This is a genomic window from Arthrobacter sp. PvP023 (assembly GCF_017832975.1).
Taxonomy (GTDB): Bacteria; Actinomycetota; Actinomycetes; order Actinomycetales; family Micrococcaceae; genus Arthrobacter.
The window spans coordinates 881366-895124 of sequence record NZ_JAFIBI010000001.1 but is presented as its reverse complement, the minus strand read 5'-3'; the positions used below and the strand labels follow the sequence as shown (position 1 = coordinate 895124).

14 protein-coding genes and 1 pseudogene are annotated in these 13759 nt (G+C 64.9%); 7 read left to right on the top strand and 8 right to left on the bottom strand.

The genetic code is table 11. The features are described from left to right. Positions 1-7 precede the first annotated feature (7 nt). A complete protein-coding gene (locus JOE31_RS04165; protein ID WP_209742274.1) occupies positions 8-1522 on the top strand; it encodes an aminobutyraldehyde dehydrogenase in 1515 nt (504 codons plus the stop codon). Next, positions 1519-2844, top strand: a complete 1326-nt coding sequence (locus tag JOE31_RS04160) for a D-arabinono-1,4-lactone oxidase (protein ID WP_209742273.1) — start codon at positions 1519-1521, stop codon at positions 2842-2844. The genes JOE31_RS04165 and JOE31_RS04160 overlap by 4 nt, the downstream gene beginning before the upstream one ends. A gap of 82 nt (positions 2845-2926) precedes the next feature. Here the strand turns inward: JOE31_RS04160 and JOE31_RS04155 are convergent, their stop codons facing one another. The 5 genes and pseudogenes from JOE31_RS04155 to JOE31_RS04135 all read right to left on the bottom strand — a co-directional run bounded on the left by JOE31_RS04155 (position 2927) and on the right by JOE31_RS04135 (position 8430). Then, the gene (locus JOE31_RS04155; RefSeq protein ID WP_209742272.1) at positions 2927-4924 is read right to left on the bottom strand and encodes an ABC transporter ATP-binding protein; all 1998 of its coding nucleotides are present in this window, start codon (positions 4922-4924) and stop codon (positions 2927-2929) included. Then, entirely contained in the window at positions 4921-6669 is a 1749-nt protein-coding gene (locus JOE31_RS04150; RefSeq protein ID WP_209742271.1) for an ABC transporter ATP-binding protein, read from the bottom strand. Before JOE31_RS04150 ends, JOE31_RS04155 begins: the two co-directional genes overlap by 4 nt. Positions 6670-6823: 154 nt before the next feature. After that, a pseudogene (locus JOE31_RS04145) lies at positions 6824-7165 on the bottom strand (phosphatidylserine/phosphatidylglycerophosphate/cardiolipin synthase family protein); the annotation flags it as partial. 48 nt (positions 7166-7213) lie between these two features. Next, positions 7214-7900: a VOC family protein gene (locus tag JOE31_RS04140; protein ID WP_209742269.1), complete on the bottom strand. Its 687-nt coding sequence runs from the start codon at positions 7898-7900 to the stop codon at positions 7214-7216. A 23-nt stretch (positions 7901-7923) separates the two neighbouring features. Continuing rightward, positions 7924-8430 (bottom strand): MarR family winged helix-turn-helix transcriptional regulator, encoded by a 507-nt coding sequence (locus JOE31_RS04135; protein WP_209742268.1) that lies wholly within the window; start codon positions 8428-8430, stop codon positions 7924-7926. A gap of 46 nt (positions 8431-8476) precedes the next feature. On the opposite strand from JOE31_RS04135, the gene JOE31_RS21795 reads away from it, so the two are divergent. Continuing rightward, entirely contained in the window at positions 8477-9400 is a 924-nt protein-coding gene (locus JOE31_RS21795) for an EamA family transporter (RefSeq protein ID WP_307864363.1), read from the top strand. A 92-nt stretch (positions 9401-9492) separates the two neighbouring features. Here the strand turns inward: JOE31_RS21795 and JOE31_RS04125 are convergent, their stop codons facing one another. Further along, positions 9493-10452: a GlxA family transcriptional regulator gene (locus tag JOE31_RS04125; protein ID WP_209742267.1), complete on the bottom strand. Its 960-nt coding sequence runs from the start codon at positions 10450-10452 to the stop codon at positions 9493-9495. A 136-nt stretch (positions 10453-10588) separates the two neighbouring features. Between JOE31_RS04125 and JOE31_RS04120 the strand changes: the two genes are divergently transcribed. The 4 genes from JOE31_RS04120 (at position 10589) to JOE31_RS04105 (ending at position 12572) form a co-directional block, all read left to right on the top strand. After that, positions 10589-11227 (top strand): isochorismatase family protein, encoded by a 639-nt coding sequence (locus JOE31_RS04120; RefSeq protein ID WP_209742266.1) that lies wholly within the window; start codon positions 10589-10591, stop codon positions 11225-11227. Positions 11228-11258: 31 nt separating this feature from the next. Further along, on the top strand, positions 11259-11615 hold the full coding sequence (locus tag JOE31_RS04115; RefSeq protein ID WP_209742265.1) for a multidrug efflux SMR transporter: 357 nt from the start codon (positions 11259-11261) through the stop codon (positions 11613-11615). Beyond that, a complete protein-coding gene (locus tag JOE31_RS04110) occupies positions 11612-11932 on the top strand; it encodes a multidrug efflux SMR transporter (protein ID WP_209742264.1) in 321 nt (106 codons plus the stop codon). The genes JOE31_RS04115 and JOE31_RS04110 overlap by 4 nt, the downstream gene beginning before the upstream one ends. Positions 11933-12173: 241 nt before the next feature. Beyond that, the gene (locus tag JOE31_RS04105; RefSeq protein WP_245198967.1) at positions 12174-12572 is read left to right on the top strand and encodes a hypothetical protein; all 399 of its coding nucleotides are present in this window, start codon (positions 12174-12176) and stop codon (positions 12570-12572) included. 26 nt (positions 12573-12598) lie between these two features. Here JOE31_RS04105 and JOE31_RS04100 read toward each other — a convergent pair whose 3' ends face one another. Together JOE31_RS04100 and JOE31_RS21415 are read right to left on the bottom strand one after the other, a co-directional pair. After that, the gene (locus tag JOE31_RS04100) at positions 12599-12925 is read right to left on the bottom strand and encodes a YegP family protein (RefSeq protein ID WP_209742262.1); all 327 of its coding nucleotides are present in this window, start codon (positions 12923-12925) and stop codon (positions 12599-12601) included. A 106-nt stretch (positions 12926-13031) separates the two neighbouring features. Next, positions 13032-13415, bottom strand: coding sequence for a hypothetical protein (locus tag JOE31_RS21415; RefSeq protein ID WP_245198966.1), 384 nt, complete (start codon positions 13413-13415; stop codon positions 13032-13034). Between the last annotated feature and the right edge of the window lie 344 nt (positions 13416-13759).

Genomic DNA, 13759 nt, shown 5'->3' with positions numbered 1-13759 from the left:
AACCATCATGACCGCCACCCAGGCCGAACAGTTCACCGTCCGACGTTCCTCCGCTGACCCGGCTTCCGCCGGTGCCGTGCCGCTGCCGCTCCCGCCCGCTGGCCACTTCATCAACGGATCGTTTGTTCCGGGCTCCTCCCAGCAGTTCATCGACGTCGTGGACCCCGCCACTGAGCAGGTCATCGCATCCGTCCAGGAAGGCACCGCTGCCGACGTCGACGTCGCCGTTGAAGCCGCCGTCGCAGCCCAGAAATCTTGGGGAGCCACCACCCCCAAGGAACGGGCTGATGTCCTGAACCTGATCGCCAACATCATCGAGGCCAACCGCGAAGCGTTCGAGGTCATCGAGTCCGCCAACACGGGCAAGCCACACGCCGTGGCCGAGGATGATATCACCAGCACCATTGACACCTTCCGCTTCATGGCCGGCGCTTCCCGCACGCTGACGTCGATGGCCGGCGGCGACTACGCCACCGGCCACACCTCCGTGATCCTCCGCGAACCCGTGGGCGTCGTCGGCGTCATCACCCCCTGGAACTACCCGCTGCTGATGGCCGCCTGGAAGATCGCACCGATTCTCGCCGCTGGCAACAGCATCGTCCTGAAGCCCTCCGAGCAGACCCCGCTGTCCACGCTGAAGCTGGCCGAACTCGTGGCCGGACGCATCCCCAATGGCATCCTGAATGTCATCACCGGTCAGGGAAGGACGGTTGGGCAGCGGCTTTCCGAGCACCCTGACGTCGCCTTGGTGGCGCTGACGGGCAGCGTCGTCAGTGGCCAGGCCGTTGCGGAAACCGCCGCAAAGTCCGTGAAGCGCGTCCACTTGGAGCTCGGCGGCAAAGCTCCAGTCGTTGTCTTCCCGGACGCCGATCTCCGCGCGGCCGCCGCTGGAGTCCGGAACGCCGGCTTCTGGAATGCCGGCCAGGATTGTGGTGCCGCCTGCCGCGTTCTGGTCCATGAGTCCGTGGCGGCAGAATTCACGGAGCACCTGGTCCGGGAGGTTGGCACATTGGTAGTGGGCACTCCGGCGGCAGGGGACGATGTCGAAATCGGTCCCATGATCTCCCGCCCCCACTTCGAGCGTGTTAAGGAATCCCTCGCCGAAGCCCGGGCCGGAGGCCTTGATATCGCCATTGGCGGCTCGGCATTGGAAGGCCCCGGCTACTTCATCGAGCCAACGGTCATCAGCGGCGTCCCGGCTGGCGCGCACATCGCCACCCACGAGATCTTCGGCCCCGTAGTCACCGTCGAGAGCTTCAGCACCACCGAAGAAGCCGTCACCCGGGCCAACGAGAGCCCTTATGGCCTGTCCGCCTCGGTATGGACCAAGGACTCCAGCCTCTCCCTGCGGATTCCCAAGCAACTCGACTTCGGCACCGTCTGGGTCAATGCCCACCTGGTCCTGGCTTGCGAGGTACCGTGGGGCGGATTCAAGGGATCCGGCTACGGCCGCGACCTGTCGCTCTACGCCCTGGATGATTACTCGCGCACCAAGCACGTCATGATCAACCACAGCGCATGAGCACCCAGACAAGCAATGGAGCTTTCACCATGACCACCAACGTCTCCCGTCCCGCCTCCTTGGCAGGTGCCTCCACGCCCTCCGCCCCCTTCGGCACGGACGTCACCTGGACCAACTGGGGCGGGAACCAAAGCGCCACGCCGGCGTTTACGGTCCGGCCCGTGAATGAACAGGAAGCGCTCGACGCCGTCCGCTTCGCCATCCGCGAAGGCCTGCCTGTGCGGGCGGTCGGCTCAGGACATTCGTCTTCACCCCTGGTTCAAACCGGCGGCGTCCTGATGGACATGTCCGGCCTCTCCGCCATCACCGGCACCGACCGGGTGGGGCGCCGCGCCCGGGCCTTGGCCGGTACCACCATCAACGCCTTTGGGGACGCGTTGTGGGACAAGGGACTGGCGCTCAGCAATCAGGGCGACATCGACAAGCAGCAGATCGCAGGTGCCCTGGCCACCAGCACCCACGGGTCCGGCAAAGACCTTGGCAGCTTCTCCTCCAAGCTGCGCTGGGTGAAGCTCATCAACGGCTACGGCGAAATCGTGGAGATTGGCGAGGGCCAGCTCCGCGAACTTCGCGCCGCGCAGGTAGCCCTGGGCACGTTGGGAATCTTCTTGGAAGTCGAGTTGGCGGTCGAAGACAGGTACTACCTGCAGGAAGAGATCACCTACCCCACCTGGGCGGAAACTGCGGAAACGTGGCAGTCCGACATCGATTCCAACAGGCATTACTCCTTTCTCTGGTGCCCCGAAGACGACTCGTGCGAGCTTCTGGACCTGCCGGGTTCGCCGGATTACCGGATGGGCGGCCGGAGCTACACCAAGAAGTACAACATCGTGGACGTCCAGGACGAACGCCAGATCTCAGGCGTTGAAGGTGCCCGGCGGGACCGTTCGTACCGGATCTATCCCGGCGGCTTCACCACGCAGTTCCATGAACTGGAGTACTTCGTCCGCAGTGAGGACGGTTTGGCCGCCGTCGAGGCCATCCAGGACCTGATCCGCAGCAGGTACCGCGAGCAGAAGTACCCTGTGGAAGTCCGCTGGGTGAAAGCCGACGACGCCTACATGTCCCAGTTCCAAGGCCGTGACAGCACTGTCATCACGCTGACCACCCAGCCGGGAACCGACTACTGGCAGTTCTTCCGGGATGCCGACGCTGTCCTGCAGGAATTCGAGCCGCGGGCCCACTGGGGGAAGATCCACTTCATGACACGGACCCGCCTTGAGCGCCTTTACCCGGAACTGGACACCTTTATGCAGGTCCGCCGCGAATTTGATCCCCGCGGAATGTTCCTCAACGACCACACGCGGGCCCTCGTAGGCTAACTCGGGCTAATTGTCTTCATCACCAAATGGAGGCTCCGTACTCATATGAGTACGGAGCCTCCATTCATTTAATGGCAACCGATCAAACCTCGGCCACGGGGGCAGCGAACTGCGCCTCATACAGCCGGGCATAGGCCCCGCCGGCAGCCAACAGTGAAGCATGCGTCCCCTGCTCCACGATCTGGCCGGTCTCCATCACCAGGATGAGGTCGGCGTCGCGGATGGTGGACAGGCGGTGCGCAATGACAAAGGACGTCCGGTCGGAGCGCAGCGCGCGCATCGCCTTCTGCACCAAGACCTCGGTCCGCGTATCCACGGAAGAAGTCGCCTCGTCCAGGATCAGCACCGACGGCCGGGCCAGGAACGCCCGCGCAATCGTCAGCAGCTGCTTCTCGCCTGCCGACACGTTGCCGCCTTCGTCCTCCAGCACGGTGTCGTAGCCCTCCGGCAGGGAGTGCACGAACCGGTCCACATACGTCGCCGTCGCCGCCTCCAGGATCTCCTCCTCAGTAGCGTCAGGCCGCCCGTACGCAATGTTGTCCCGGATGGTCCCGCCGAACAGCCACGTATCCTGCAGCACCATGCCCATCCGTGAGCGCAGCTCGCGCCGGGAGACAGAGGTGATGTCCACGCCGTCGAGCGTTATCCGCCCCGCATCAATCTCATAGAACCGCATCATCAGGTTCACCAGCGTCGTCTTCCCGGCCCCCGTGGGGCCGACAATCGCCACCGTCTGCCCCGGCTCAGCCACCAACGAAAGGTCCGAGATCAGCGGCTTGTCCGGCGAATAGGAGAACGAGACGTTCTCGAACACCAGCCGCCCCCGCCCGCCGTCGGGCGCAGAACCAGCAGCCTCAGGCGACTGCTCCTCCTCATCCAGCAGCTCGAACACCCGCTCCGCCGACGCCACCCCGGACTGCAGCAGGTTGGCCATGGACCCCAGCTGGGCCAGCGGCTGGGTGAACTGCCGCGAGTACTGGATGAACGCCTGCACGTCGCCCAGCTGCATCGCGCCGGACGCCACCTGCAGGCCGCCCACCACGGCGATCCCCACGTACACCAGGTTCCCGATGAACGTCATGGCCGGCATGATCAGGCCGGAGATGAACTGCGCGCCGAAGCTCGCCTCATACAGCTCCGCGTTCTTCTGCCGGAACCGCTCCCCCACCTCCTGCTGCCGGCCGAACACCTTCACCAGCGCATGCCCGGTGTACGTCTCCTCGATCTGCCCGTTCAGCTCGCCGGTGTGCTTCCACTGCGCCACGAACAGCTTCTGCGAGCGCTTGGCGATCATCGTGGTCGTCACCAGCGTCAGCGGAATGGTCACCAGCGCAATCAGCGCCAGCGTGGGGCTGAGCAGGAACATCATCACCAGCACGCCCAGCACGGTCAGCAGCGAAGTGACCGCCTGGCTGATGGACTGCTGCAGGCTCTGGGAAATATTGTCGACGTCGTTCGTCACCCGGCTGAGCAGCTCACCGCGCTGGATCGAATCGAAATACCGCAGCGGCAGCCGGTTGATCTTCGCCTCGATCCGCTCGCGCAGCCGGTACACGGTCCGCTGCACCACGCCGTTGAGTATGTACGCCTGGATCCACATGAACGCGGACGCCAGCACATACAGCACCAGCGCCCACAGCAGCACGTTGGCCAGCGCGGTGAAGTCGATCCCCTGCCCGGGCGTCAGCGCCATGGCACTGAGCATGTCCGCCTTCTGGTTCTCCCCCGCGGCCCGCAGCTGCGCGATCAGCTGCGCCTTGCTCACCCCCGCAGGGAGCTGCTTGGATACGACGCCGGCGAAGATGAGGTTGGTGCCCTCGCCCAGCAGCCGCGGCCCGATCACGGACAGCGCCACCGCGGCCACGCTCAGCACAATCACCAGCACCAGCCACAGCCGCTCCGGCCGCAGCGTGCCCAGCAGCCGCTTGGCGGACGGCCAGAAGTTCATCGCCTTTTCGGCGGGGACGTTCATCCCGGCGAACGGTCCGCCGTGCCCGGGGCCGCCGCGCGGCCTGGGGATGCGTTCGACGGCGGCAGTCCCGCCGGGTGCCCCGCCTGCCGGCCTGCCTGTGGTGCTCATACCGCCTCCTCCGCTGCCAGCTGCGAGGACACAATCTCGCGATACGTCTCCGACGTTTCCAGCAGCTCATCGTGCGTTCCGTGGCCCACGATCCTGCCGTCGTCGAGCACCAGGATCTGGTCCGCGTCCGCGATGCTGGACACCCGCTGGGCGATGATCACCAGGGTGGCGCCGGAGGTGTCGTGCTTGAGCGCCTGCCTCAGCCGGGCGTCCGTGGCGGTGTCCAGCGAGGAGAACGAGTCGTCAAAAATGTAGAGCTCGGGCCGCTTCACCAGCGCCCGGGCAATCGCGATCCGCTGCCGCTGCCCGCCCGAGACGTTGGTGCCGCCCTGCGAAATGGGCGCATCCAGCCCGCCCTCCATCTCCCGGACGAACTCCTGCGCCTGCGCGGTGGACAGCGCCCGCCACAACTCATCCTCGGTGGCGTCGGGCTTGCCGTACAACAGGTTGCTGCGCACCGTGCCGGAGAACAGGTACGGCCGCTGCGGCACCAGCCCGATGTGCCCCCACAGCTGGTCCGGCTGCAGCTCGCGGACGTCCACGCCGTCGAACTTCACCGAACCGCTGGTCGCATCGAAAAGCCGCGGCAGCAGGTTCACCAGGGTGGTCTTGCCGGACCCGGTGCTGCCGATGATCGCCGTCGTCTGCCCCGACAGGGCAGTAAAACTGATGCCGGACAAAACCGGCTGCTCGGCACCCGGGTAGGCGAACCCGACGTCGTGCATTTCCAGCTCGCCGCTGCCCATGCCGCCCCGGCCGGCGGCAGCGGCAACCGGATGCTCCGGCGGCCGCACACTCGACTCCGTGGTCAGCACCTCACCGATCCGGTCCGCCGAGACCGCCGCACGCGGGATCATCACCGCCATGAACGTGGCCATCATGACGGACATCAGGATCTGCAGCAGATAGCTGAGGAACGCGATCAGCGTGCCCACCTGCATGGAGCCGTCCTCGATCCGGAACGAGCCGAACCAGATCACCGCCACGCTGGAGACGTTAAGCACCAGCATCACGGTGGGAAACGCGAGCGCCATCAGCCGGCCGGCCCGGAGCGCGGTGTCCGTGACGTCCTCGTTGGCCTGCGCGAACCGGGCGGTTTCGATGTCCTCGCGCACGAACGCCCGCACCACCCGGATGCCGGTGAGCTGCTCGCGCAGCACCCGGTTCACTGTGTCGATCCGCACCTGCATCTTGCGGAACAGCGGCACCATCCGGGTAATGATGAGCCCGACGGCGATCAGCAGCACCGGGACGCTGACGGCGATCAGCCAGGACAGCTGTGCATCCTGCCGGACCGCCATGATCACCCCGCCGATGCTGAGCATGGGCGCGGCCACCATCAGCGTGGCGGACATCAGCACCAGCTGCTGGACCTGCTGGACGTCGTTCGTGGAGCGGGTGATCAGGCTCGGCGCCCCGAACCGGGTGACCTCCTGCTCGGAGAACTCCCCCACCCGGGTGAAGATGGCCCCGCGCAGGTCACGGCCCAGGGCCATGGCTGCCTTCGCCCCGAAGTACACGGCCACCACCGCGCACGCGATCTGCAGCATGGTGATGAACAGCATGAGGCTGCCCACCCGCAGGATGTAGCCGGTGTCCCCCTTGGCCACGCCCTCATCGATGATGTCCGCATTGAGCGTGGGCAGGTACAGGGACGCGATGGACTGCGCCAGCTGGAAAATCACGACGGCGAGCAGCAGCCGCCGCTGCGGCCGCAGGTATTCAACAAGCAGTTTCCACAGCAAGGCGGCTCCTGACACAGTGTCCACAAGAGGTGGTGCGAAGGTCAGTTTACGCCCGCTGGCCGGGTTGGGGACGTGCCTTAAGAGGAGAAGCTCCCGGGTTCACGGACGGCGTATTTGCCGCACGGTCGGTAGAACCCATGTTGGATCCATTGGGCTAGTTGGCTGCCGTCCACATCTCCTCGAAGTTCTCCCGGTACTGCAGGTAGACATCCTGACGGGAGGTCTCGACGATTGCCTCATCATTCCTGCGCAGGGATGTGGTGTTGTAGTTGTGGCTCCCGGTGAGAACCAGGTTCTGGCCAGACTGCTTTCCCGTCATGTTTTCGGCGATCAGATACTTGGAGTGGATGCGCCCGGGCAGTGCGCTGGAGTCCAGTTCACGCAGTTCGATGCCCGGCTGTCCGGTGAGACGCTGGAGTACGGTTTCGCTCATGGGCCCATGCACGATTTTGATGCTGCAGCCGGCTTGGGCCATCTCTACAAGCCTCTGAAGTGCGTATCGATTGGGGCGCTATTCCTTCGGCCTGACAGAGGCTGGGTTCAGCTACGAGCCTGGGTCGCTCCGCGACATCAGTTTCCAGCCGGCGGCAGACTCCATGGTTCCGGGACGGGACGTACCGTCCATTTCGATGCCGATGTGTCCGAAGGCGGACGCAGCGTCGCTTGTGGGGAACCATCGACGGCCCGCGGCAACAAGGATGAGGAGCCCGCTGTGGTCTCCCACTGCGTGAAAAGATTCTGCATCCCCGGCGAATGACCGGATACCAAAAGTTTCCTCAATGTCCTGCATTGCATGGCCGACATCCGGTACAGCCAGCCCAACTTCGCTGACGCTGAGCAGGCTCGCGGCACTGAATCCGCTCGAGGAGCGGTTGTCCAGCTTGTGGCGCGCAATCAGCTCCAGAACGATCCCGTCAGGGCCCCTGAAATAGATCGATTCTGAACTCCATGGCTCTCCCAGCGGGAACTCATCCCGGCCGTCGAGGCTAAGGATTTCAGTCCTTGCGGACAGCCACCGTTTGGCATCGGCGAACTGGTTGCTGGGGATGGTGATTGCCAGGTGATTTGCCCCGGCCTTGACCGGCCCCCTGACGAACTCAAGCTGGGTGGTACCGACACCGACCCTCACGCAGTCGCTGGATTCGTGGACGGGGAGCCCAAGGACGTCCCTGTAGTACTCAGCGGCCGCACGAAGGTTAGTGGACGGCAACTCGATATGAGTAAGGCGCATAGCTTTGGCTCCCGTGTGGTGTTTTATGACTGCCCTGCTTCAAACCCATGGGTGTTCAGCTCCACCCGCTGGAGGAGCCCGATAAACTGGGCCTGCTCCCCCGCATCCAGCCCCTGCAGCAACGCCTCCTGCGTCCTAAGGTGATCGGGCAGCGCGCCCTCGATCACCTTCTTTCCCTCCGCAGTCAATTGCACACGGGTAGACCGCAAGTCGATATGATCCTTCTTCCTTGACACCAGCCCCCGCTCCACGAGCTTGTTCAGCCGCTGGGCGGTTGCGCTGGAAGTAACCATGGCCGCTTGTGTCAGCTCAAGGGGCGAAAGTTCATGGGGTTCACCGGACCGCAGCAACGTTGCCAGCACATCGAAGGAGCCGCCGTCCAAGCCATGCCGGGCGAACGTCATTTGGAGAGTGGATTCCACAGCTTTCGCTGTCCTGGCCAGCCTCCCCAAAACGGCCATGGGAGAAGCATCCAGGTCAGGCCGCTCGCGCCGCCATTGGTCAAGAATCAGATCCACGCCATCTCTCATGAAATTGAGGGTAGCAAGTAGCTAAGCACTTAGCTACAATAGCTAAGTGCTTAGCAAAAGATCAGCTGTTCTTGCCCTTACCGCCCTCGCCCCGATGGCATGGGGTACCACCTACATCGTCACCAGCGAATTTCTACCAGACGGAAGACCACTCCTCAGTGCTATCCTGCGAGCCCTGCCCGCAGGTCTGGTCCTGCTACTGCTGACCCGGCGCCTGCCGCAAGGAGCCTGGTGGTGGAAGTCGGCCGTGCTGGGCACCCTCAATATCGGTGCGTTCTTTGCTCTGCTGTTCGTCGCCGCCTATCTGCTCCCGGGGGGCCTGGCTGCCGCTGTCGGAGCAGTCCAGCCGCTGATCGTCGCTTTCCTGGCCAGCCGCTTCCTCAGCGAACGGCTGACTCTTGCGGTAGTGGCGGCCGGAGCGGCGGGCATCCTCGGCGTCGCCCTGCTCGTCGTTCAGTCGCAGGCGCAGCCGGACCCGGTTGGCGTGCTCGCCGCCCTGGGTGGAGCCGCTTCGATGGCGCTGGGTATTGTGCTGAGCAAGAAGTGGGGCCAGCCCGATGCGCCACTGGCCGTAACTTCCTGGCAGCTGGTGGCCGGCGGTATCGTACTGGTCCCGCTCCTGCTGCTGGTTGAGGGTTTGCCGGATGAGGGATTCAGCCTGGAAAATGTGGCAGGCTTTGCCTACCTGTCGCTGGTGGGCACGGCTTTTGCCTACACCGTCTGGTACCGCGGAATACAGATGCTGCCGGCCGGGTCCTTGTCATTCCTGGGCCTGCTGAGCCCCGTGGTTGCCGTCCTGGTGGGCTGGGCAGCCCTGGGGCAATCCCTTGCAGTTGGGCAGATACTGGGTGGCGTCATCGTCCTCGCCTCGCTGGGTATTGTCCTGTTTGGACATCGGCCCGCGAATACAGAAACGGGCGTCAGGCCACTTCTGAAATCCGGAACCCGGCAGCTGCTGCGCAGGCACTAGACTCCCACCGTGGCTGTGGCCCCGACAACGTTGACAGCCCTGTCCGCGACAACCAGGGAGTCACTTCCGGAGTCAAGGATCGGAGCAGCGCTCTAGAAAACTCTTTCAGGCCGCGTATCAAACCGCCGCCGGTATTCCGTGGGCGTCGTGGAAAAGGCGGCGGCGAAGTTTTGGCGCAGGGTGACCGCGTTGCCGAATCCGCAGTCGGCGGAGATCTGGTCTATCGACAGGTCCGTGGTCTCGAGCAGCCTCCGGGCTGCGTCAAGGCGGCGGGCGCGGATCCAGGCGGCCGGCGTCGTTCCTGTTGCTGCCCGGAAGGCGCGGACAAAAGTCCTGCGGCTCAGGTGCGCCTGCGCCACCAGCAGGTCGACGGTGAGCGGCTCACCCAGGCGTGCCAGAGCCCATTCCAGCAGGCGCGAGATCGGGTCGTCCGTGGAGCGTTCCGGCACCGGGCGATCGATGTACTGCGCCTGGCCGCCTTCACGGTGCGGAGCGATGACCAGGCTTCGCGCCACTTTGTTCGCTGCTTCCGCTCCGAGCCGTGTGCGCACCACGTGCAGGCAGGCATCCAACGCAGAAGCGGTTCCGGCCGAGGTCAGGACGTCTCCGTGGTCTATATAGAGCACCGACTGGTCCAGCGGGACATTGGGGTGCCGCACCGCCAGGGAATCAAATGCCTGCCAGTGCGTGACAGCCCGGCGCCCCGCGAGCAGCCCCGCGTCTGCCACAGGGATCGCACCAAGGCACAGTCCCAGGACCGGCACGCTCCGGGCGTGCGCGCCGAGGAGCACCTGCCGCAGCGAATCGCTCAGGATGCGCCCGTCGTCGAACCACGACGGCACCACCACGATGTCCGCCTCTTCCGCGGCCTCGGGACCCCTCACCTCGCCCAGCCGGTAGCCCTCAGCGGTTGTGATCTCGCCCGCCCGGTCAGAAAAAAGAACCGTCTCCCACCCGGCAAGGCCCTGGCGGGCTACCTCGTCAAAAACCATCTGCGGAACGGCAAGGTGAAACATGGTTGCCCCGTCGAAGGCGTACACCGCGATCCTCATCCCGCACCTCTTCCTTCTATTGGCCCGAATCCATCGTATATCTGCCTTTGTGCCACTGTTGGAACGCGCCGGCAGCGGGAAGACTGGAAAAGTTGTCAGAAGGCAGCCACGTGAGCCAACAGGGAGAACCAAGAACATGACCAGCCCCCGCCGCGCCCTCATCCTCATCGACGTGCAGCAGCAGTACTTCGGCGGCCCGCTCGAGATCCAGTACCCGCCACACCAAGAATCCCTGCCCACGATTGCGAGGGCAGTGGACGCTGCCACGGCCGCCGGCATTCCCATCGCCGTGATTCAGCACTCCGCCGGTGTTGGTGCGCCGGTCTTTGCGCCCGGCACACCGGAGTTCGACGTGCACCCGGAAATTGAACGCCGCAAGACCGCCGCATGGAAGTCAGTGGTCAAGCAGTACGGGTCCGTGTACGCCGACACGGACCTCGCCGACTGGCTGCGCCAGCACGACGTCGACACAGTCACCCTGGTGGGCTACATGACCAACAACTGCGTGCTCGCCTCAGCCGTGGAGGCAGAGTTCCTCGGCTTCACCACCGAGGTCCTCTCAGACGCCACCGGCGCCATCAACCTCGCCAACGACGCAGGCTTCGCTGACGCCAAGACGGTCCACACGACACTTCTGACGTTGCTGAACTCCAACTGGGCAGCGGTGGCGGATACTGCTGCGTGGGCCGAGGCGCTGGGCAGCCGGCAGCCTCTGACGAGGAGTGACCTCGGCAGCTCCGCGGTGGCCGGCGCCGAACTGGTCCCCCAGGTATAACCAAGCCCAACGACTCGCAAGGACATATCGAATGAAGTGGATTCTTCTCGCCGGCGCGATCCTGAGTGAGGTGACCGCATCCCTTTCCTTGAAAGCGGCCCTGGAAAATCCTGCCTTCTTCGTGGTGGTTGTTATTGGATACACCGCTTCCTTCGGCTTCCTCGCCGGGGTCCTCCGCAAAGGCCTTGGCCTGGGCGTCGCCTACGGCATCTGGGCTGCACTGGGAGTAACACTCACCGTGCTACTGGCCGCCATCATCTTCGGCGAAACACTGACCCCGATGATGCTGATCGGAGTCGCCATGGTCATCGGCGGGGTGCTGTGTGTTGAACTCGGGTCGCACAAGGAGCCGGCACAAGAACCGGCACACGAGATGGCCCGCTCATGATGTGGCTTCTGCTGGCCGGAGCCATCCTTACCGAGGTGACCGCCACCTTGTTTCTGCGTGTCGCGTCGACTGGCAAGCGGCGCTGGTACTTGCCGGTCGGCGTCGGGTACTTCCTGGCGTTCACCCTCCTCACCCTGACCCTGGACCAGGGACTGAGCCTGGGGGTTACGTACGGCACCTGGGCAGCTGCCGGCGTCGCACTGACCGCTTTGGGAAGCCGTGCCTTCTTCAAGGAGAGGATTACCCCCGTCATGATGCTGGGGCTCGGCCTCATCATCGGCGGCGTCCTGCTCATTGAACTGGGCGCCGCCCACTGACCCACCAGCAAAAAACGCCCGGCCGGGGAATCCAGCAGGATCATCCCCACACCGGCCTTCCCTTATTGCTACCCGCATCTGCCTGGACTATTCCAGCACCCGCCGGGAAATGCACATGACGATCCGCGGCCGTTCCCGTATGACAAGACGGCTCCCCGGCCCGTGGCTAGGCTGGTAGTTCAGCGCGCCCGCGGGCGTGGAATGCATGGTGATGATGGGGGACCCTTTGGGGAAACAACGATTGATTTTTGGCGGACCGTCCACGGTTCCGGCGGTGGTGAGGGCGTCGACGGCGTTCTGGCTGGCCAGCGCACTTGTCGCCGGTGTACTGCCGGTGATCATGGAGTTCGGCGGGGGCGGCACCGAACCGTCCACGCCCGACTGGGCCATGGTTGTCCTCGCGATCCCGTTCGTGGCCCTGCAGGTGTGGGCTGCCTTCCGGCTCCTGGCGGGCGTCAGATGGGTCCGCACCGTGCTGACGATCATCGCCGTACTCTCCGCCCTGGGAGCACCGTTTGAGCTGTCACCTGTTGTGGTGACCGGGCTGGCCCTGACGCTGGCCGGCGCCGTGCTGATGTGGCTACCCCCGGCGAACGCGTTCGTCCGGGGGCAGTACGAGGCAGCCGGTTCGGCCCGGTAAAGCCGCCAGTTCGGCCCGGTAGCCGGCTACCGGCGGGTTGCCGACGTGAGTTGCGGATGCCCGTGATCAGCGTGCAGGTTATGGGCGGCGCGCGTGCGGAGCAACGGGGCGCCGCTGTGGACCGGTGCCGGCTGCGAGGGCCTGATCCGGTGGGACGGTTCGATCCGCCGCCTGTTGCTCAGATCGCGGATCAGGCCGGTCCCGGCAATTTCACGAATTAGTGAGATCCCCTCCGCTGCAGCCCGTTTGGTAGGGAACTTTACGGAAATCGCCACCAGTTCCCCGGCCTTGCCCATAAGCCTGAACCTGTACCCGCCGTCGGGTGCGTCAATTAATTCGAAGTGTCCGGACATCGTTGTCAGCCTCTCTCAAGGGGATTCGTTCACCTCTTCCAGCCTAGTTGCGGTCCCGGAGCACAGATCAGGGCCAAAGGCCCCCTCCGCGCCCGCCCCCGGCCTGCTAGTTGTCGCCGGATGGGTCGATTGACTCGTCAGTGCCGGGCCTGCCGTGGATGTCGTGACCGCCCGCAGACTCCGACTCCTGGCCGGGTTCGGACGCCCGGCCGGGTTCCCGGCCTGGTTCCATCAGATCCGGGTCATCGGAGTACGGGGCATACAGGCGGGGAACGGCCTCAATGAGTTCATTGGCGGCCATGGCTAGCAGGTCCCGCTGGACCGGGGGCAGGGAAAGCAGCCCCTGCAGGTACGCTTCGACTTCGTATTCGCCCACGTTGCCGCCGATGCTGAAGTAGTTCAGCCAGAGTTCCCCGGGCGTGAGGCCCACGGCCTTCAGCGCCGCCCGCAACTGCCTGCGTTGATCGGGTTCGTTGTGATCGAAGCCCATGGTGGCGCTCCCCTAGTTCCTGCCGGCCGGCATCGCGGTGGCGGCGCCGACCTCTTCCTCTGTCAGGAGCAGCCTGCGGATCCTGCCGATCGCGCCGGAGAGGTCGTCCAGGGGAAGCTTCTTTGCCATGGATTGCCTTCCGGCGGGTCGCCGGACCATCCGAGTCGCCGGACCGTCCGGGGAAGTCGTGTGCGGGTAAGAGTCTCGTGTCCGCAGGTTCAGCTTAACCCCGGCGGTGTCCGGGCCGCAGTGGTTCGCGGCAAGGCCACTTTCCGGAATTGGCTATGGTTTCGCTGCCCGACCGCCGCCTACCGTGGTGGAGGAAGTCTCCCGCCGGAGCTACC